The sequence below is a fragment of the Streptomyces sannanensis genome, assembly GCF_039536205.1.
GTDB lineage: Bacteria > Actinomycetota > Actinomycetes > Streptomycetales > Streptomycetaceae > Streptomyces > Streptomyces sannanensis.
This window is the reverse complement of sequence record NZ_BAAAYL010000001.1, coordinates 1,905,308-1,925,099: the sequence shown is the minus strand read 5'-3', so window position 1 is coordinate 1,925,099 and position 19,792 is coordinate 1,905,308. Positions and strand designations below refer to the sequence as shown.

At 71.0% G+C, this 19,792-nt stretch carries 14 protein-coding genes; 6 read left to right on the top strand and 8 right to left on the bottom strand.

Annotated features, from left to right (window positions below; all coding sequences use genetic code 11):
* Positions 1 to 11: 11 nt before the first annotated feature.
* Entirely contained in the window at positions 12 to 902 is an 891-nt protein-coding gene (locus ABD858_RS08920; protein WP_345035689.1) for a TIGR01777 family oxidoreductase, read from the bottom strand.
* Positions 903 to 988: 86 nt separating this feature from the next.
* On the opposite strand from ABD858_RS08920, the gene ABD858_RS08915 reads away from it, so the two are divergent.
* Together ABD858_RS08915 and ABD858_RS08910 are read left to right on the top strand one after the other, a co-directional pair.
* Positions 989 to 1,480, top strand: a complete 492-nt coding sequence (locus ABD858_RS08915) for a GNAT family N-acetyltransferase (protein ID WP_345035688.1) — start codon at positions 989 to 991, stop codon at positions 1,478 to 1,480.
* Positions 1,481 to 1,864: 384 nt separating this feature from the next.
* Entirely contained in the window at positions 1,865 to 2,470 is a 606-nt protein-coding gene (locus tag ABD858_RS08910) for an HdeD family acid-resistance protein (protein ID WP_345035687.1), read from the top strand.
* Between the two features lie 348 nt (positions 2,471 to 2,818).
* Here the strand turns inward: ABD858_RS08910 and ABD858_RS08905 are convergent, their stop codons facing one another.
* Positions 2,819 to 3,343, bottom strand: coding sequence for a DUF4240 domain-containing protein (locus tag ABD858_RS08905; protein WP_345044375.1), 525 nt, complete (start codon positions 3,341 to 3,343; stop codon positions 2,819 to 2,821).
* Positions 3,344 to 3,430: 87 nt separating this feature from the next.
* On the opposite strand from ABD858_RS08905, the gene ABD858_RS08900 reads away from it, so the two are divergent.
* Positions 3,431 to 4,351: an SDR family oxidoreductase gene (locus tag ABD858_RS08900; protein WP_345035685.1), complete on the top strand. Its 921-nt coding sequence runs from the start codon at positions 3,431 to 3,433 to the stop codon at positions 4,349 to 4,351.
* 26 nt (positions 4,352 to 4,377) lie between these two features.
* Here ABD858_RS08900 and ABD858_RS08895 read toward each other — a convergent pair whose 3' ends face one another.
* From ABD858_RS08895 to ABD858_RS08870, 6 genes are all read right to left on the bottom strand, one after another.
* Positions 4,378 to 5,343 carry a helix-turn-helix transcriptional regulator gene (locus ABD858_RS08895; RefSeq protein WP_345035684.1) on the bottom strand — a complete coding sequence of 322 codons (966 nt, stop codon included), beginning with the start codon at positions 5,341 to 5,343 and terminating at the stop codon, positions 4,378 to 4,380.
* Between the two features lie 168 nt (positions 5,344 to 5,511).
* Positions 5,512 to 8,184, bottom strand: coding sequence for a pyruvate dehydrogenase (acetyl-transferring), homodimeric type (gene aceE, locus ABD858_RS08890; RefSeq protein WP_345035682.1), 2,673 nt, complete (start codon positions 8,182 to 8,184; stop codon positions 5,512 to 5,514).
* A gap of 248 nt (positions 8,185 to 8,432) precedes the next feature.
* The gene (locus ABD858_RS08885; RefSeq protein ID WP_345035681.1) at positions 8,433 to 9,059 is read right to left on the bottom strand and encodes a GntR family transcriptional regulator; all 627 of its coding nucleotides are present in this window, start codon (positions 9,057 to 9,059) and stop codon (positions 8,433 to 8,435) included.
* A gap of 223 nt (positions 9,060 to 9,282) precedes the next feature.
* Positions 9,283 to 11,013, bottom strand: a complete 1,731-nt coding sequence (sucB, locus tag ABD858_RS08880; RefSeq protein ID WP_345035680.1) for a 2-oxoglutarate dehydrogenase, E2 component, dihydrolipoamide succinyltransferase — start codon at positions 11,011 to 11,013, stop codon at positions 9,283 to 9,285.
* Between the two features lie 86 nt (positions 11,014 to 11,099).
* The gene (gene lpdA, locus ABD858_RS08875; protein WP_345035678.1) at positions 11,100 to 12,488 is read right to left on the bottom strand and encodes a dihydrolipoyl dehydrogenase; all 1,389 of its coding nucleotides are present in this window, start codon (positions 12,486 to 12,488) and stop codon (positions 11,100 to 11,102) included.
* Positions 12,489 to 12,771: 283 nt separating this feature from the next.
* Positions 12,772 to 14,304 carry a leucyl aminopeptidase gene (locus tag ABD858_RS08870; protein ID WP_345035677.1) on the bottom strand — a complete coding sequence of 511 codons (1,533 nt, stop codon included), beginning with the start codon at positions 14,302 to 14,304 and terminating at the stop codon, positions 12,772 to 12,774.
* Positions 14,305 to 14,594: 290 nt separating this feature from the next.
* Here ABD858_RS08870 and ABD858_RS08865 point away from each other — a divergent pair, with 290 nt between their 5' ends.
* The 3 genes from ABD858_RS08865 to ABD858_RS08855 are packed head-to-tail and all read left to right on the top strand — an operon-like array spanning position 14,595 to position 19,792.
* Positions 14,595 to 16,625: a hypothetical protein gene (locus ABD858_RS08865; RefSeq protein WP_345035676.1), complete on the top strand. Its 2,031-nt coding sequence runs from the start codon at positions 14,595 to 14,597 to the stop codon at positions 16,623 to 16,625.
* Between the two features lie 39 nt (positions 16,626 to 16,664).
* Entirely contained in the window at positions 16,665 to 18,212 is a 1,548-nt protein-coding gene (gene pelF, locus ABD858_RS08860; protein ID WP_345035675.1) for a GT4 family glycosyltransferase PelF, read from the top strand.
* Entirely contained in the window at positions 18,209 to 19,792 is a 1,584-nt protein-coding gene (locus tag ABD858_RS08855; protein ID WP_345035673.1) for a hypothetical protein, read from the top strand. Before pelF ends, ABD858_RS08855 begins: the two co-directional genes overlap by 4 nt.

The window sequence follows — 19,792 nt, the reverse complement described above, 5'->3', positions numbered from 1 at the left end:
GCAGGAAACGGTCAGCGCAGTGCTGCGCGCAGAGCCTCGTCGATGCGGGGGAAGGCGAAGGAGAAGCCGGAGTCGAGGAGCTTCCTCGGCAGCACCCGCTGGCTGCTCAGCACATCGCCGGCGAACTCGCCGATCGCGAGCCGCAGGACGGAGGCGGGCACCGGGAAGGGGGTCGGACGGCGCAGCACCCGGCCCATCGCGGCGGTCACCTCACGGTTGGTGACCGGTTCGGGAGCCGTGAGGTTGCACGGCCCCGACAGGGTTTCCATGTCGATGATGTGACGGATCGCCGCGATGTGGTCGTGCAGCGCGATGAAGCTCCAGTACTGCTTCCCTCCACCGAGCCGCCCGCCGAGGCCCGTTTTGAAGAGGGGGAAGAGCCTGTCCCAGGCGCCACCCCCGCGGGCGATCACCAGACCGGTGCGCAAGAAGGCCGTGCGCACACCCGCCTCGGCGGCGGGGGCGGTGGCCTCCTCCCACTCGACGCACACCGAGGCGAGGAAGCCGTCACCGGGCGGGGCGCCCTCGTCGACCGCACGGTCGCCGGTGTCCCCGTAGTAGCCGACCGCCGAACCGCTCACCAGCACCTTCGGCGGTACGTCCAGGGAGGCGAGCGCCTTGGCGACGGCGGCCGTGCCGAGCACCCGGCTGTTCCGGATCTCGCGCATGTACTCCTCGCTCCACCGCCGGTCGCCCAGACCGGCGCCGGCAAGATGCACGACGGCCTCGCAGCCGACCAGCCCGGCCGTGTCGACGTACTGCCGGCCGGGCGCCCACTCGACCTCGTCGCCGGTACGCGCCGGGCGGCGCACCAGGCGTACCACCTGGTGTCCGTCCGCGCGCAGGGAGCGTACGAGCGCCGAGCCGATGAGTCCGGAGGAGCCGGAGACCGCGATCCGCATGGGCTCATCCTGCCCTGTGGGTCGGCATTTGTCCGGCGGAGAAAAACGGCTGCGGAGCGAGCGAGGCGCCGGGCAGAGTGACACCCATGAACGATCACCGGATACGCCCCGCGACCCTTGCCGACGACGCAGTCCTCACCGAACTCGACGCGATCACGTGGTCACCGCTGTTCGCGGTGACCCCGAAGCCGCAGCCGCCGTACGGCCCGTTCTTCACCGAGCGCAACCCACGCGAGGAGATCCTGGTCGCGGAGTCGGACGACCGGAGCATCGCGGGGTACATCCGACTGGGCCGGCCGAGCCCGCTCGCCTCGAACGCCCATGTGCGCCAGATCCAGGGCCTGGTCGTGGCCGAGTGGGCCCGCGGGCTGGGTACGGCACGCGCCCTGCTGCGCGCCGCGGCAGACGAAGCACGGCGACAGGGCGCGATCCGGATATGGCTGCGCGTCCTGGCCCACAACACCCCGGCGCGCAAGCTGTACGAGTCCGAAGGCTATGCCGTCGAAGGCATCCTCCCGGGGGAGCTCCTGCTCGACGGCGAGTACGTCGACGACGTGCTCATGGGTCGCAGCGTGTAGGGGTACGGCCCCGGGGGACCGCCCTGCGGGCGGTGGGCCCGCGAGCGCCGGACGCCGGTTGCCGTTCTCCGCACGACGGGCCGGAGTGTCCGTCCTCAAGCGCCGGACGGGCTGGAGCTTGCCGCCCCGCACGGGCCCGCCTGGCGGTGCGCGCCGCCAATCGTTCGGTCAGCCCGGGCATCGGCCAGGGCTTCGCCGGCCCCGAGACCGTCGCGGGTGCGGTCGCCATGCTGGGCTCCGAGGACGGCGCCTTCATCACGGGCACCGAGATCGCATCGACGGCGGTACGCACTACTGATCCCGGCACTACTGGTCCCGGGCGGGATTCACCCGTCCGGCCCCGCCGGATCGTGCGGGGGGCTCGTGCCAGCGAACGTGGACCGTATGAACGGTCAGTACACTCAGCCGGCGTCGAGTCCCCCGAACGAGGAGGGCCCGCTGCACTTCCTGTCCCGCTGGGCCTGGCAGGCGATCCTGATCGCCGGCCTCGCCTCCCTGGTCCTGGGCGTCCTGGTCCTGGTGTGGCCGGAAAAGACGCTGCTGGTCGTCGGTGTGCTTTTCGGTCTCTATCTGCTGATCATCGGGATCGTGCAGATCGTCGCCGCGTTCGGCACCCATGTCTCCACCGGGCTGAGGGTGCTGGGCTTCATCAGCGGCGCCCTGTGCATCCTGCTGGGGCTGTTCTGCCTGCGCGACGAGCTGCAGTCCGTACTGCTGCTGGCCCTGTGGATCGGCATCGGCTGGCTGATCCGCGGCATCCTCCACCTCGTCGCCGCGGTCTCCGACCGGGCGATGCCCGCCCGTGGCTGGCAGATCTTCTTCGGCGTCGTCAGCGTCCTCGGTGGGGTCGTGCTGATCGCCGCGCCCCTCACGTCGATCTCGCTGCTGACCATCGTCGGTGGCATTTGGCTGATCGCGCTGGGCGTGGTCGAGATCGTCACCTCGTTCGCCATCCGCAAGCAGGCCCAGCAGATCCCGCGGACCGTTTGACATCCTTCGCCCCTCGTGTACGAGGGCGATTCCCGCCTACCGGGCCGTTGAGGGCTGTGGTGTCGGGATCAAGGACGTCTCCTCACGCAGACCCCGCCAGGAGTCCCCAACCTCGACCGCCACTACCGGCGGGCACAACGCATGTCGTCCGGGCCCTACTTCGCCGGGTCCGCCGGCAGCGCGCCCCTCAGCATCGTGATACATCGAGCAGCAGAACCGGCCGCTCTGACCCGGGCCGAGGCCAACAGTGCAGACCTGTGCACACAGCTGAGGTCAGAGCAGTTCTCAGATTCGCTTCACCACCGGGCTGAAGCCCGGTGCACTGCGAATAAACCCGGTAGCACAGACCTATGGCCGCGGCCGGAAGCGTTCCCAGAGCCTGGGGAAACGTTCCGCCAGGGCCGTGTCGTCCTCCAGGCCGACCGGCTCGCCCTCCGGCTCCGGGGCCGGTTCCGGCAGCCCCAATTCCGGTGTCTCGATGCCGGTGAGCTCCTCGTACGCCTCGTCCGCCGCGAAACCCAGCTCCAGACCGTCCCCGTCGATCTCCTCGTCGAAATCGTCCAGGAGATCGGCGAGAGCGTCCGCGTCGTGCACGGACCCCTCGAAGACATGGCGGCCTTGCCCGATCAGCCAGCACCGGAAGGAGTCGAAGGCATCGTCGGTCGCCCCGCCGAGCACCACCGCAGCGGCGCCCCACAGATCCCATTGGTACGCGCGGTTGTAGCGGGACTCGAAATGTCTCGCGAAGTCGACCACGGATTCAGGGTCCAGCTGGAGCAGCCGTTCGACGAGCAGGTCGGCATGTTCGTCGGGGTCGCCCCCGGCGGCCTCCCGGGTGCTGTCGACGATCTCCCAGAACTCCGACTCTTCCATCACGGGACAAGCATCGGGGTTGGCGGCACGGCTCGCACGCGGAAAAGCCGGACAGAAGATGTCGTGTTTACGTGCGACGGTCGTTCCATGACTCAGGACAAGCCACTGAACGGAAGGGTCGCCCTCGTCGCGGGCGCCACACGCGGCGCCGGCCGGGCCATCGCCGTACAACTCGGTGCCGCGGGCGCCACCGTCTTCGTCACCGGACGCACCACCCGGGAGAGGACCAGCGAGGTCGGCCGGACGACGGAGACGATCGAGGAGACCGCCGAGCTCGTCACGGCGGCGGGAGGTGTCGGTATCGCCGTCCCGACGGACCATCTGGTGCCGGACGAGGTCAAGGCCCTGATCGAGCGCATCGACCGCACGCACGGCCGGCTCGACATCCTCGTCAACGACCTCTGGGGCGGCGAACACCTGGTCGTCTTCGGCAAGAAGATGTGGGAGACCGAACTCGGGCACGGACTGCGCATGCTGGAGCTCGGCGTGAAGTCCCACATCATCACCAGCAGCTGCGCACTGCCCCTGCTGGTACGGCACCCGGGCGGGCTCGTCGTCGAGATCACGGACGGTACGTCCGAGTCCAACAAGGGCTTCCGCGAGAACTTCTACTACGACCTCACCAAGAACGCCCCGATCCGGATGGCGTTCGCGCTGGGCGAGGACCTCAAGAGCGAGGGCTGCACGGCGGTGTCCGTGACCCCCGGCTGGCTGCGCTCCGAGCAGATGCTGGACCACTTCGGGGTCCAGGAGGAGAACTGGCGCGACGCGATCGCCGAGCAGCCGGATTTCGCGATCTCCGAATCGCCGGTGTTCGTCGGCCGCGCGGTCGCCGCGCTCGCGGCCGACCCGGAACGGCACCGGTGGAACGGGCAGTCGCTGAGCAGCGGTCAGCTGGCCGGGGAGTACGGCTTCACCGACGCGGACGGAAGCCGGCCGGACGCGTGGGCGTACATCCGTGACGTCGTGAACGGTGGCGCGGACCGCACGGCGGAGGAGTACCGGTAGGCGCGGAACCGTCCGGGGAAGCCGATTCAGGCATACAGCTCGCGCAGCCGGGTGGCCGCCTCCCGGAAGCGGGCACGGAGGGCCGTGGGTTCGAGGATCTCCAGCTCGGGGCCCAGCGTGATCAGCTGGGTGTACGCGACCTCCAGGGACTCGACCAGGAGGGTCAGTGTGATCCGCCCCGCGGGGTCCGGCGGGCCCGCGGCGGCCAGGGCCTCGTGCGCGGCCGCACGGTCCGTGACGTGCGGAAGCCGTTCGGCGCCGGCCGGCGACACACGTATCACCACCTCCTCGCGCAGGATCGAGCGGGCGAACTGCGCCGCCCGCTCCTCCCAGAAGCCCGGAAGGTCGAAGTCCTCGTCCCGTACGAAACGGTCCCCGGCGACGGCCACCGCCGTGAAACGTTCGACCCGGTACACCCGGAAGTCCCCGTCCGTACGGGCACACAGATACCAGACGCCCGCCTTGAGGACGAGCCCGTGAGGATCGAGCGAGCGCTCGACCTCGCCGCCCCCGCGCCGGTAGCGCGCGCGGACCGGACGGTCGTCCCACACCGCCTCCGCCAGCGCGGGCAGCAGTTCCGGCGTCCCGGGCTCCTGGTACCAGCCCGGCGCGTCCAGATGGAAGCGCTGCGCCGCCGAGTCGGAGGCGTCCCGCAGGGACGGGAGCAACGCCGCGGAGACCTTCAGCCGGGCTGCCGAAGCGGCGTCCTCCAGGCCCATCTCCCGCAGGGCGGAGGGCACTCCGGAGAGGAAGAGCGCCTCGGCCTCGCTGCGCGCCAGGCCCGTCAGACGGGTGCGGTACCCGCCTATGAGCCGGTACCCGCCGGCCCTGCCCCGGTCCGCATACACAGGAACCCCCGCCTCCGAGAGGGCGAGGGCATCCCGGGCGACCGTGCGCTCGGACACTTCGAGCTCCTGCGCCAGTTCGCCCGCCGTCATCGACGGGCGGGACTGGAGCAGAAGCACCATCTTGATCAGCCGGGCAGCGCGCATGAGGACATCATGCGCGCCGCCACTGACAACCGGGTTCTGGTCCGCCCACGCCGCCCAGGGGCGCCGGACGGGGTCCGGCCGGGAGTCCCGAAGCCCGCGAAGCGGTGCGAGGGCGATCACGAAACCACGTCCGAAGCCCGCGAAGCGGTGCGAGGGCGACCGTCGAAACTACATCCCGTAGCGGGCGCGGGCCTCGGCGACCGACTCCGGCTTCACCTCGCCGCGGCGGGCCAGCTGGGCCAGTGCGGCGACCACGACTGACCGGGCGTCGACACCGAAGTGGCGGCGGGCCGCGTCGCGGGTGTCGGAGATGCCGAAGCCGTCCGTGCCGAGCGAGGAGTAGTCCTGCGGCACCCACTGGGCGATCTGGTCCGGGACCTGGCGCATCCAGTCGCTGACGGCGAGGACCGGGCCCGGAGCACCCTCCAGGGCACGGGTGACGTACGGGACACGCTGCTCACCGCGGAGCAGGGCCTCGTCGCACTCCAGGGCGTCGCGGCGCAGCTCGCCCCACGAGGTCGCGGACCAGACGTCCGCGGCCACGCCCCACTCCTCGGCGAGGATCTGCTGGGCCTCCAGGGCCCAGTGGATGGCCGTACCGGAGGCCAGCAGCTGCAGACCGGGCGCGTCGGCCGTCAGGCCCTCCGCCTCCTTGAAGCGGTACAGGCCCTTGACGATGCCCTCCTCGACACCCTCCGGCATGGCGGGCTGCGGCTTGGGCTCGTTGTAGACGGTGAGGTAGTAGAAGACGTCCTCAGGGTTCTCGCCGTACATGCGGCGCAGACCGTCCTTGACGATGACCGCGATCTCGTACGCGAAGGCCGGGTCGTAGTTGAGTGACGCCGGGTTCGTGGCCGCGATCAGGTGCGAGTGGCCGTCCGCGTGCTGGAGGCCCTCACCGGTGAGGGTGGTGCGGCCCGCCGTGGCGCCCACGATGAAGCCCTTGCCGAGCTGGTCGGCGAGCTGCCACATCTGGTCGCCGGTGCGCTGCCAGCCGAACATCGAGTAGAAGATGTAGAAGGGGATCATCGTCTCGCCGTGCGTCGCGTACGACGTCGCGGCGGCGATGAAGTCGGCCATGGCGCCGGCCTCGGTGATCCCCTCGTTGAGGACCTGGCCGTCCTTGGCCTCCTTGTAGTACATCAGCTGGTCGCGGTCGACCGGCTCGTACGTCTGGCCCAGCGGCGAGTAGATACCGGCCGACGGGAACAGCGACTCCATACCGAAGGTACGGGCCTCGTCGGGGACGATCGGCACCCAGCGCCTGCCGGTCTCCTTGTCCCGCATCAGGTCCTTGACGAGCCGGACGAAGGCCATGGTGGTGGCCATCTCCTGCTTGCCGGAGCCCTTGAGGAGCGGGGCGAAGGGCTTGTCGGCCGGCTGCGGCAGCGGGGCCACCGGGTGCACACGGCGGGCCGGGGCGGGGCCGCCGAGGGCCGCGCGGCGCTCCTGGAGGTAACGGACCTCGGGGGAGTCGGCGCCGGGGTGGCCGTAGGGGACCAGGTCCTCGTTGAGCTCGGCGTCCGGGATCGGAAGGTCGAGCAGGTCGCGCATGGCGCGGAACTCCTGGCCCGAGAGCTTCTTCATCTGGTGGTTGGCGTTCTTCGACTCGAAGCCGGGGCCGAGCGTGTAGCCCTTCACCGTCTGGGCGAGGATCACGGTCGGCGCGCCCTTGAACTCGAGGGCCGCCTTGTACGCCGCGTAGACCTTGCGGGCCTCGTGGCCGCCGCGGGAGGTCTGGAAGCACTCGAGGATCTTGGCGTCGGTCAGCACCTGCGCCATCTGCACGAGGGCGGGGTCGGCGCCGAAGAAGTGCTCACGGATGTAGGCGGCGTCGCGGGTCTGGTACGTCTGGAACTGTGCGTCCGGCACCTCACGGAGCCGGCGGACCAGGGCACCGTTGGTGTCGAGCTGGAACAGCTCGTCCCAGGCGTTGCCCCACAGCGTCTTGACGACGTTCCAGCCGGCGCCGCGGAAACGGGCCTCCAGCTCCTGCACGATCTTGAAGTTGGCGCGGACCGGTCCGTCGAGGCGCTGCAGGTTGCAGTTGATGACGAAGGTCAGGTTGTCGAGCCGCTCGCGCGACGCGAGGGTGAGGGCCGCGGTCGACTCGGGCTCGTCCATCTCGCCGTCGCCGAGGAACGCCCAGACGTGGGACTGCGAGGTGTCCTTGATACCGCGGTTCTGCAGGTAGTGGTTGAAGCGCGCCTGGTAGATCGCGGAGAGCGGGCCGAGGCCCATGGAGACGGTGGGGAACTCCCACAGCCAGGGCAGGCGCCGCGGGTGCGGGTAGGAGGGCAGGCCGTTGCCGCCGGCCTCCTGGCGGAAGTTGTCGAGCTGCTGCTCGCTGATGCGGCCGTCGAGGAAGGCGCGGGCGTAGATGCCGGGGGAGGCGTGGCCCTGGATGTAGAGCTGGTCGCCGGAGCCGTCACCCTCCTTGCCGCGGAAGAAGTGGTTGAAGCCGGTCTCGTAGAGCCAGGCGGCAGAGGCGAAGGTGGCGATGTGGCCGCCGACGCCGAAGCGCGAGCCGCGGGTCACCATGGCGGCCGCGTTCCAGCGGTTCCACGCGGTGATGCGGGCTTCGATCTCCGCGTCGCCGTCGAAGGACGGCTCGGCGGAGGTGGGGATGGTGTTGACGTAGTCCGTCTCCAGCAGCTTGGGCAGGGCCAGGCCCGCGCCCTCGGCGTGCTGAAGGGTGCGGCGCATCAGGTACGCGGCCCGGTGCGGGCCGGCGGCCTTGGTGACGGCGTCCAGGGAGGCCGCCCACTCGGCGGTCTCCTCGGTGTCACGGTCCGGGAGCTGGTCGAGCTCGCTCGGAAGCTTGCCTACGGGGTCGGTCATGATCGCCGCCTTCCGGACTGGGAGGGGGTGTAGAGGGGTGCCGTTGTCTGGCAGGACAAGGCGGTGGGTTGGTGAACCCGCGGAAGACTGTAAGCGCCTGATCGATGATCGATCAAAGCCTGAGGGTATAAATCTGCCCAGAATTGCGAAATTGGCATTCCGTGCCGTGAAAACGGGCACGGGGTGTCAACGCAAACCGGGCGATTCGGGCGCTCGGGCCGCGGAGGCGGCAGGGCGCGCCGGACCGCTCAGGGGTGCGGCGCGCAGCCCAGGACGTGGGCCTTCACGAGCGCGCCGATCTCGGGATCGCGTCGCTTGAACGCCTCGACGAGCGTGTCGTGCTCTTCCGCGTACGACTGCTGGCGCGTCCCCAGCCAGCGGATCGACAGCGCCGTGAAGACCTCGATGCCCAGGCCCTCCCAGGTGTGCAGCAGCACGCTGTTGCCCGCCGCCCGCACCAGCTCCCGGTGAAAGCCCACGGTGTGCCGCACCTGCGCCTCGCCGTCGGCCCTGCGGTCCGCCTCGTACAGCGCCGCCACATGCGGCTCCAGAGCCGAGCAGTCCTCGGCGAGCCGCTGCACGGCCAGCTCCGCCGCGATCTGCTCCAGGCCGGCTCGTACCGGGTAGATCTCCTCCAGGTCGGCCGCGGAGAGATTGCGGACGCGTACGCCCTTGTTCGGTGCCGACTCGATCAGGCGCAGCGTCTCCAGCTCACGCAGGGCCTCCCGTACGGGCGTCTGGCTGACCTGCAGCTCGGTCGCGATACGCCGCTCGACGATCCGTTCCCCCGGCTTCCAGCGCCCGCTCACGATCCCTTCCACGATGTGCTCGCGGATGTGCTCGCGCAACGAGTGGACGACTGGCGGGTGGGTCATAAATGCTCCTTCGCGGCCATGGTTGACGAGGGACATTATCCCTTTCGCGTGGAGTCGGAGCGGGACGGATGCGGGGAGACGTCCACAACAGCGGCGCCCCCACCCGGGAGAAAGTCCCGAGTGGGGGCGCCGCTGGTTACACGCCGGATCCGGCTCGGAGGCCGAGACCGACCTCGTTGTTGAGATCCCCGGCCGCCGGGCCTGTGCCCGACGGCCGCCACGGTCACAGGCCGAGGTCGACCTCGAACTCGCCGGCCTCCAGGATCGCCTTGACGGCCGTCAGGTAACGGGCGGCGTCGGCGCCGTCCACCAGACGGTGGTCGTAGGAGAGCGCGACGTACGTCATGTCGCGGACGGCGATGGTCTCGCCCAGCTCCGGGTGGTTGATGACCACCGGGCGCCGGACGGTGGCGCCGATGCCCAGGATCGCGACCTGGTTCGGCGGCACGATGATCGTGTCGAACAGCGCACCGCGCGAGCCGGTGTTGCTGATCGTGAACGTCGCGCCCGCCAGGTCGTCCGGGGTGATCCTGCTGGCGCGCACGGCGCCCGCGAGCTCCGCGGTCCTCTTGGCGATACCGGCCAGGTTGAGGTCGCCCGCACCCTTGATGACCGGGGTCATCAGGCCCTTCTCGGAGTCGACGGCGATGCCGATGTTCTCCGAGTCGAAGTAGGTGATGGTGCCCTCGTCCTCGTTGATCCGGGCGTTGATGACCGGGTGGGCCTTCAGCGCCTGGGCCGCGGCCTTGACGAAGAACGGCATCGGGGACAGCTTCACGCCCTCGCGGGCCAGGAAGGCGTCCTTGGCCTTGCCGCGCAGCTTCATGATCTTGGTGATGTCCACCTCGACCACGGAGGTCAGCTGAGCCTGGCCGTGCAGGGCCTTCATCATGTTGTCGCCGATGACCTTGCGCATCCGGGTCATCTTGACCGTCTGGCCGCGCAGCGGCGAGACCTCCAGCACCGGGGCCTTCGGGGCGGCGGCCGGGGCGGCCGCGACCGGGGCCGGGGCAGCGGCGGCCTTGGCGGCCTCGGCTGCGGCGAGGACGTCCTGCTTGCGGATACGGCCACCGACACCGGTGCCCTTGACCGAGGACAGGGCCACGCCGTGCTCGGCGGCGAGCTTACGGACCAGCGGGGTCACGTACGCACCCTCGTCGACGACCAGACCGGCCTTCGGCGACGGGATGACCGGTTCCGGAGCGGGCTCGGCGACCGGCGCCGGAGCCGGCACGGCAGGCGCGACCGGCGCCGGTGCGGGCGCCGGAGCGGCGACCGGGGCCGGGGCGGCGACCGGGGCCGGAGCGGCAGCCGGAGCCGGGGCCGGAGCGGCGCCCTCGGCGCCGATGACGGCAAGCTTGGCGCCGACCTCGGCGGTCTCGTCCTCGCCGACGACGATCTCCAGCAGCACGCCGGAGGCGGGCGACGGGATCTCGGTGTCGACCTTGTCGGTGGAGACCTCGAGCAGCGGCTCGTCGGCCTCGACCGTCTCGCCGACGGCCTTCAGCCAGCGGGTGACGGTGCCCTCGGTGACGGACTCGCCGAGCGCCGGGAGGACCACGTCGGTGCCCTGGGCGGCACCGGCCGGGGCGGCGGCCGGAGCCGGAGCGGCAGCCGGAGCCGGGGCGGCGGGAGCCTCGGCCACGGGGGCCGGAGCGGCGACCGGGGCCGGAGCCTCGGCGGCGGCCGGGGCAGGGGCAGCGGCGGGGGCGCCGGTGCCGTCGTCGATGATGGCCAGCTCGGCGCCGACCTCGACCGTCTCGTCCTCGGCGACCTTGATGGACGCGAGGATGCCGGCCGCGGGGGAGGGGATCTCGGTGTCGACCTTGTCGGTGGAGACCTCGAGCAGCGGCTCGTCGAGCTCGACGCGCTCGCCCTCGGCCTTCAGCCAGCGGGTGACAGTGCCCTCGGTGACGCTCTCACCGAGCGCCGGAAGGGTTACGGAAACCGCCATGGTTTCGGTTGCTCCTAACGATGGGTCTCCCCTGCTCGAGCGGAGTCGAGAGCCAGGGGAAGTGCGGAAGTGGTCGCGCCCGGGACTTAGTCGTGGGAGTGCAGGGGCTTGCCGGCCAGGGCCAGGTGCGCCTCGCCCAGGGCCTCGTTCTGGGTCGGGTGCGCGTGGATGAGCTGCGCGACCTCGGCGGGGAGTGCCTCCCAGTTGTAGATCAGCTGCGCTTCGCCGACCTGCTCGCCCATGCGGTCACCGACCATGTGGACGCCGACCACCGCACCGTCCTTGACCTGGACGAGCTTGATCTCGCCCGCGGTCTTCAGGATCTTGCTCTTGCCGTTGCCCGCCAGGTTGTACTTCAGAGCGACGACCTTGTCCGCGCCGTAGATCTCCTTGGCCTTGGCCTCGGTGATGCCGACGGAGGCGACCTCCGGGTGGCAGTAGGTCACGCGCGGCACACCGTTGTAGTCGATCGGGACCGGGTTGAGACCGGCCAGACGCTCCGCCACCAGGATGCCCTCGGCGAAGCCGACGTGCGCGAGCTGGAGGGTCGGGACGAGGTCACCGACGGCCGAGACGGTCGGCACGTTCGTGCGCATGTACTCGTCGACCAGGACGTAGCCGCGGTCCATCGCGATGCCCTGCTCCTCGTAGCCGAGGCCCTCGGAGACCGGGCCGCGGCCGACGGCGACCAGCAGGACCTCGGCCTCGAACTCCTTGCCGTCGGCCAGGGTGACCTTGACACCGGTCTCGGTGTACTCGGCCTTCTGGAAGAAGGTGCCCAGGTTGAACTTGATGCCGCGCTTGCGGAAGGCGCGCTCCAGCAGCTTGGAGCTGTTCTCGTCCTCGACCGGGACGAGGTGCTTCATGCCCTCGATGACCGTGACCTCGGTGCCGAAGGACTTCCAGGCGGAGGCGAACTCGACGCCGATGACGCCGCCGCCGAGGACGATGGCGGACTTCGGGACGCGGTCCAGGACCAGGGCGTGGTCCGAGGAGATGATGCGGTTGCCGTCGATCGTCAGACCCGGCAGCGACTTCGGCACGGAGCCGGTCGCGAGGAGGATGTGGCGGCCCTGGATGCGCTGGCCGTTCACGTCCACGGAGGTGGGGGAGGACAGCCGGCCCTCACCCTCGATGTACGTCACCTTGCGGGAGGCGACGAGGCCCTGCAGGCCCTTGTACAGGCCGGAGATCACGTCGTCCTTGTACTTGTGGACGCCCGCGATGTCGATGCCCTCGAAAGAGGTCTTCACACCGAACTGCTCGGCCTCACGGGCCTGATCGGCGATCTCGCCGGCGTGCAGCAGGGCCTTGGTGGGGATGCAGCCGTTGTGCAGGCAGGTGCCGCCGAGCTTGTTCTTCTCGATCAGGGCGACGTCCAGGCCCAGCTGAGAAGCGCGCAGGGCCGCGGCGTAGCCGCCACTGCCACCGCCGAGGATCACTAGGTCGAAAACGGTGCTGGCGTCGTTCGCCACGTCACGTCCTCCAAGCGTGTGCGCCGGTCGCCGGTCCTCGATGACCGGGCGGCGGCTGGTGTTCGGCCGCTTTTCTTCGGCCCTGTGGTGGGGGCCCTGTCCTGCCGAGGACCCATCTTCGCACTTGTTCGTTGAAGACGGGACGCAGGGCCGGGGGGTGAGACGGCGGATCGACCGCCTTTGGGGACAACCCGACCGTATGAAACTACGGATTTCGTCGTCGGCGAAATCGCACCGGGCCCCGGACCAGGTGCGATGGTCCGGGGCCCGATGACGAAGGGAACTAGCCGAGGTCGCCGTCGGCGGTGCGCTCGGCGAGGCGGACCAGGGTGCGGACCGCGGAGCCGGTGCCGCCCTTGGGGGTGTAGCCCCACGGGCCGGACTCGTTGAAGGCCGGGCCGGCGATGTCCAGGTGGGCCCAGGTGATGCCCTCGCCGATGAACTCCTGCAGGAACAGACCGGCGACCAGGCCGCCGCCCATCCGCTCGCCCATGTTCGCGATGTCGGCGGTCGGGGAGTCCATGCCCTTGCGCAGGTCGGCCGGGAGCGGCATCGGCCAGGAGTCCTCGCCGGCCTCCTCCGCGATCTCGTGGATCGAGGTGCGGAAGGCGTCGTCGTTGGCCATGATGCCGAAGCGGCGGTGACCCAGCGCCAGCACCATCGCGCCGGTCAGGGTCGCCACGTCGACGATGGCGTCCGGGTTCTCCTCGGAGGCCTTGGTCAGGGCGTCGGCCAGCACCAGACGGCCCTCGGCGTCGGTGTTGAGGACCTCGACGGTCTTGCCGCTGTACATGCGCAGCACGTCACCGGGCCGGGTGGCGGAGCCGGACGGCATGTTCTCGGCGAGTGCCAGCCAGCCGGTGACATTGACCTTCAGGCCGAGACGGGCGGCGGCGACGACCGTGGAGAACACGGCGGCGGCGCCGCTCATGTCGCACTTCATCGTCTCGTTGTGGCCGGCCGGCTTCAGGGAGATGCCGCCCGAGTCGTAGGTGATGCCCTTGCCGACCAGGGCCAGGTGCTTCTCCGCCTTGGGGTGGGTGTAGGCGATCTTCACCAGGCGCGGCGGGTTGGTGGAGCCGACGCCGACGCCGAGGATGCCGCCGTAGCCGCCCTTGGTGAGCGCCTTCTCGTCGAGCACCTGCACCTTGAGGCCGTACTCCTTGCCGGCCGCGGTCGCGTGGTCGGCGAAGATCTCGGGGGTGAGGTCGTTCGGCGGGGTGTTGATCAGGTCGCGGGCGCGGTTGACCTCCTCGGCCAGGGCGAGCGCGCGCTCGGTGGCGGCCTTGTAGGCCTTGTCGCGCGGCTTGCCGCCGAGCAGGACGACCTCGGCCAGCGGCTGCTTGCCGTTGCCGTTGCCCTTGGCGTTCTTCTTCTCGCCGCCCTGGTACGCGGTGAAGGCGTACGCACCGAGCAGTGCGCCCTCGGCGACGGCCTGGGCGTCCTCGACGGTTCCGACCGGCAGCGCGAACGTGGCCTTCTTCGAACCGGCGAGCGCACGGGAGGCGGAGCCGGCCGCGCGGCGCAGCGCCTCGGCGCCGTAGGTGTCGTCCTTCTCCGGGGCCTTGCCCAGGCCGGCGGCGAGGACGACCGGGGCCTTCAGACCGGCGGGGGAGGGCAGCTTGGTCACCTCACCCTCGGCACCGGTGGCACCGAGGGTCTCCAGGACGGCGGCGAGCTTTCCGTCGAATGCCTTGTCCACGGCCTCGGCGCCGGGCGCGACGACCGGGCCCTTGGCGCCCTTCGCGACGCCGACGACGATGGCGTCGGCGCGCAGCGTCGCCGCGCCGGCAGTGCTGAGAGTAAGAGCAGTCACGGTGGTGAGGTCTCGCTTCCGTTGAGAGTTCGTGGGCCGATGGGTGGCTCGGCCGGGCCCGGCGCATCGTAGAACGGGCCGGGTACGAGCCGACGACGAGCCTACGCGCGGGGCCATTTTCGCTCATGACGGCACCAATTCACTCATCCGTGGCGTCTCTTTCACGTTTACGCCTCGGAACGTGAACCCTCAGTCACACTCGGCTCATTCCTGCAAGGGGCGAACCCGTCCCTTCGCGTCATCTCCACAGATCCCCCCGATCGCGGGCGGGTCCGGTGAGGGGGGCTCACATGAGTACACGGGGCACAGGCGTGCGCAGAGCGGCCGCCGCGGCACTGCTGACGACGGGTCTGCTGACCGTCGGCCCGCCGGCGCAGGCCGCGGCGGCACCGCGGATCGACCTGAAGGTGCTGGTCGTCGACGACGGCGGGGGCGCGGTGGAGGCCATCACCGCGGAGCTGAGGGGGACCGGTGTCCCGTACCAGGTGGTGCGCCTCGGTGCGGCGGGCCGGCCGGCGATCGACGCCGCGTTCCTCAGCGACACCGTCGACGGGCGGCCGCGCGCGAAGTACCAGGGCGTGGTGCTGCCCAACGAGAATCCGTTCGGGGAGGGATCCGCGGAACTGGCCGCCCTCGCCGCGTACGAGCAGACCTACGGCATTCCGCAGGTCGACGCGTACACCTGGGCGCATCCCGGCGTCGGCCTCGACTACACCAGCGAGGGCGGTTACTCGGGCGTGCTCGACGGCGCCGCGACCGCGGTGACCCCCGCGGGGGCCGCGGGCCCCTTCCGATACCTCGACGGACCGGTGGCCTTCGAGGACAACTCTCCCGGGGTCGACGAGAGCTACGGCTACGCGGGCCGCCCCCGCGCGGGCTACACCAGCTACCTCGACATGCCCGTCCCCGGCGGCGGACGCGCGAGCCTGATAGGCGAGTACGCCCACGACGGCCGCCGCGAGCTGGTGGTGACCTTCGCCTACAACCAGTACCAGCGGCAGTTCCGGGCGCTGTCCCGCGGCATCGTCGAGTGGCTCACCCGGGGCGTCCACCTCGGCCGCAGCCGCAACTACTTCGCCGTCCACATCGACGACGTCTTCGCGCCCGACGCCCGCTGGGACACCGTGCGCAACTGCACCCCTGGCGACTTCGACTGCGCCGGCGGCGACGGAGAGGGCACCACGCCCGTCCGGATGACCGCGGCCGACGCGCAGTACGTCGCCCAGTGGCAGCAGTCCGCCGGCTTCACCCTCGACATGGTCTACAACGCGGGCTCGGGCGAGGAGTGGAAGACCGAGCACGGCGGCAGCGATCCGCTGGCCGACCGGCTGGTGGCCGACCGGGCGAAGTACCGCTGGGTCAACCACACCTACAGCCACCCCTTCCTGGGCTGCGTCCAGGACACCTCGACCGTGCCCTGGCAGTGCGCCAAGGACGCCGGAGGCAACATCCGGTGGATGTCCCGCGCCGAGATCGCCGCGCAGATCCGCGACAACCACAACTGGGCCGTCCTCAAGGGCCTCTCCGTCGACCGCGCCGAGCTCGTCACCGGTGAGCACTCCGGCCTGAAGACCCTGCCGCAGCAGCCCGTGGACAACCCGAACCTCGCCGGCGCGCTCTCCGACACCGGTGTGAAGTGGCTGGCCAGCGACAACTCCCGCGAGCCCGCGCAGCGCCAGGCGGGGCCGGCCAGGACCGTGCCGCGCCACCCGATGAACGTGTACTACAACGTCGGCACCGCCGCCGAGATGACCGACGAGTACAACTGGATCTACACCGACACGGCGGACGGCGGCAGCGGAGTCTGCGCCGTCAATCCCGCCTCCACCTGCCTGCCCGGACCACTGGACGTCACCACCGGCTACGCGACGTACATCGTGCCGCAGGAGGCTCGTATCGCCCTCGGCCATGTCATGGCCAACGATCCGCGCCCGCACTACGTCCACCAGTCCAACCTCGCCGAGGAGCGCATCCTCTATCCCGTCCTCGACCGGATCCTCGCGGACTACCGGGCCCTGTTCGCCGACAACACTCCGGTCGTCAACCTGCGCCAGCGCGACATCGGCACCGAACTCGCCCGCCGCGCCGCCTGGGACAGGGCCCTCGCGGACGGCACCGTCACGGCGTACCGGATCGGGGACACCGTCACCGTCAAGGCCCCGTCGGGAGTCCTCGCCGCGGTCACCGCACCCGAAGGCACCCGCAAGCAACTCCTGCTCGGCATCACCGCGTTCGGCACCCCGTACGCCGGGCAGCGCTCCGACTGGACCGCGCCCGAGCTGCTGCAGTCGGCCGTCACGCTGAAGCTCCCGGTCGCCTGACCGAGCACCGGGAACACCACGTTCTGGGGGGACACCACGATGACGAGCAGTGGCCGTCACGTCACCATGCTCACCGAAGGCACCTATCCGCACGTTCACGGAGGCGTCAGCACCTGGTGCGACCAACTGGTCCGCGGCATGCCCGAGGTCGACTTCAATGTCGTCGCCCTCACCGGCAGCGGCCGTGAACCGGTCACCTGGGAACTGCCGCCCAATGTCTACCGGCACACGGCGTTCCCCCTCTGGGGGCCCGCCGACGGCAGTTGCGCGCACCGGCCGCCGCTCGGCCGGGAGCGCCGCCGCTTCATCGACACATACGAACGCTTTCTGCTGGCTCTGCTCGACCCCTCCGCCGGCTGCGACTTCGGCGAGAGCCTGTACGCCCTCGCCGAACTGGCCCGCGCCGGACGGCTCTCGGCGGCCCTGCGCTCCGAAGCCGTCGTACGGTCGCTGATGTGGATATGGACCATGCCGCATCTGCAGATATCCGCGGCCGGACCCACCGTGCACGACGCGCTCACCGCCACCGACCTGCTGGAACACGCCCTGCGCCCGCTGGCCCTGCGGATTCCCGGTGACTGCGTCGCACACGCCGTCAGCAGCGGACTCGCCACCCTGCCCGCGCTCGCCGCGCGGCGGCTGGACGGCGTGCCCTTTCTCCTCACCGAACACGGCATCTATCTGCGCGAGCGCTACCTCGGCTATCGCAGCGAGGCCCAGCGCTGGCCCGTCAAGGCCCTGATGCTGGGCTTCTACCGAGAGCTCAACTCGCTCGGCTACCGCGAAGCCGACCTCATCACCCCGTGCAACCAGTACAACCGCCGCTGGGAGGAGCGGGGCGGCGCGGACCCCGACCGCATCCGCACCGTCTACAACGGCGTCGATCCGCACGCCTTCCCGCTCGCCGGTCCCGAACCCGAAGTGCCCACGCTCACCTGGTGCGGCCGGATCGACCCCATCAAGGACCTGGAGACCCTGATCCGGGCCTACGCCCTGGTCCGTGACCGGCTCCCGGAGACACGGCTGCGGCTGTTCGGCCCGGTGCCGGCGGGCAACGAGGACTACCGGACGAGGCTGGAGAAGCTCGCCGCCGAGCTCGGCGTCACCGACGGCATCACCTACGAAGGCCGGATCAGCGAGGTCGCCCTCGCCTACGCGGCGGGCAGCGTGGTGATGCTCTCCAGCATCAGCGAGGGCTTCCCCTTCAGCATCATCGAGGCCATGTCCTGCGGCCGCACCACCGTCTCGACGGATGTGGGCGGGGTCAGGGAGGCGGTCGGCGACACCGGCCTCGTCGTACCGCCGCGCGAGCCCGAGCTGATGGCCGAGGCGACCCTGGCCCTGCTGCGGGACGGGGAGTGGCGGGCCGAACTCGGCCGGCTGTCCCGGCAGCGGGTCGTCGAACAGTTCACCCTGCGCCGCTCGGTGGACGGCTTCCGGCGGATCTACCGGGAGCTGGCCGGCTTCCCGGAGCCCGCGCCGGTCGACTCCGGGGACTGGACCGTACAGCTCACCGACCCCTGGTCATCGGGGCTCGCGGCATGGGGGTACTCCCGGACGGAGTCCGGGGGAGGATCCGTGTGGTGAGCGGCTCACTCTGGCTCGAGCCGGGCAGTACGGGCCGGGACACCCTGCCCCGCATTCCCCGCCAGGGGCCCGGCAGGGCCGCCGCCGACCCGGTCGAGGAACTCGCCGAACGGCTGGAGGAGCTGATAGCGGCGGCCGTCCACCCGGACGAGGTCGCCGCGATCCTCGAATCCGACGGCATGACGGACGATCACATAAGGCTCACCTACGGCCGGGAGGACTCCTTCGCGCTCGCCGCGGACCTGTACGCCCAGGTTCCGCGCCGCTTCCCGGAGCCTCCCCCCGGATCTGCCGGGGGGACCCCCGGGCGCACTTCCGCGCTGCTCGGCTGCCTGCTGCGCGGGATCGTCTTCGCGCTGCCGGGTCTGGCGTACGTCCTGGCCGCCCCGCTGCTCGCCCCCATCGCCGTCGGCCCGCTGCTGGCGGCCGCGCTCGTCGGCTGGGTCTGGAACCAGACCCTCTCCCACCGCGCCCACTCCTGGCTCGGCCTCGGCGACCGTACGGCGGCGGGCCGCGCCCTCCTCGTCGGCGCCCCGGCCGGCGCACTGCTCGGAGCCGCCGCGGGGGCGGCGTTCACCGGCCCGGGTCAGTGGCCGTCCGCCGCGTTCGCCGCGGGCCAGGCCCTCTACCTGGGCGCAGCCACGGTGCTGCTGGTCCTGGGCCGCGAACGTGCCCTGTTCTGCGCCCTGCTGCCGATGGCGGCGGGCGCGGCCTGGACGACGGTGTACGACGCCCCGCCGACGGCCCGGACCTTCCTGCTGTCGGGCTCCCTGCTGGCGGTGACCTGTCTGGCGGGCGCGGCGATCCGGCACGTCCTGGGGGCACCGCTGGGGGCACCCCCAGCGGTAGCCGGGGGAGGCAGCCGGGTGAGACCGAGGACGGACACTCCGGTTGAACCGGCAGGGGGCGTCACGTTCATGCCCGTCCGGCGTTCGAGGACGGACACTCCGGCCCGCCGAACGTGGCGCGGCAGCGCCGGCCGCGCGCAACAGCCGAGGCTCGCCGCATCCGTGCCGTACGGCCTCTTCGGCCTCGGCAGCGGTGTACTCGTCCTGCACACCGCCCTCGGCGACGTGTTCGCGAACGGCGCGGGCGCGGCCGTGAGCGCGCCCTCGGCCGTCGCGCTCACCCTCGCCATGGGCCCCGCCGAGTGGCTGCTGCACCGTTTCCGCAGCGAGAGCCTCGCCGGGCTGCGGGCCAGCACCACACCGCGCGCCTTCTGGCGGGCCACCACGGCGACGATCGCCCAGTGCCTCGCCGGCTTCCTGGCCGTCCTGCTGCTCCTCGCCCTCGCGGGGACGCTGCTCCGGCCGGACGCGCCGAGCCTGAGCGGCATCCGCCTGGCCACGCTTCTGCTCATCGGCATGGTGCTGTGGACGGGGCTGCTGCTCCAGTCCTTCGGCGCGGTGCTGAGCGCAGCCATCGTGTGCGGTGCCGCGGCGGCCGCCCAGACCCTGGCCGCGCTGACGGGCACGGGCAGCCCGGCCGTGGTCGGGCTCACGGTGGCGGGCGCCGCGGCGGTCGTACTGGCCGTGCTCGTCTGTGTTCTGTTGGGCCGGGCCACCGCCCACCGCGTGTGA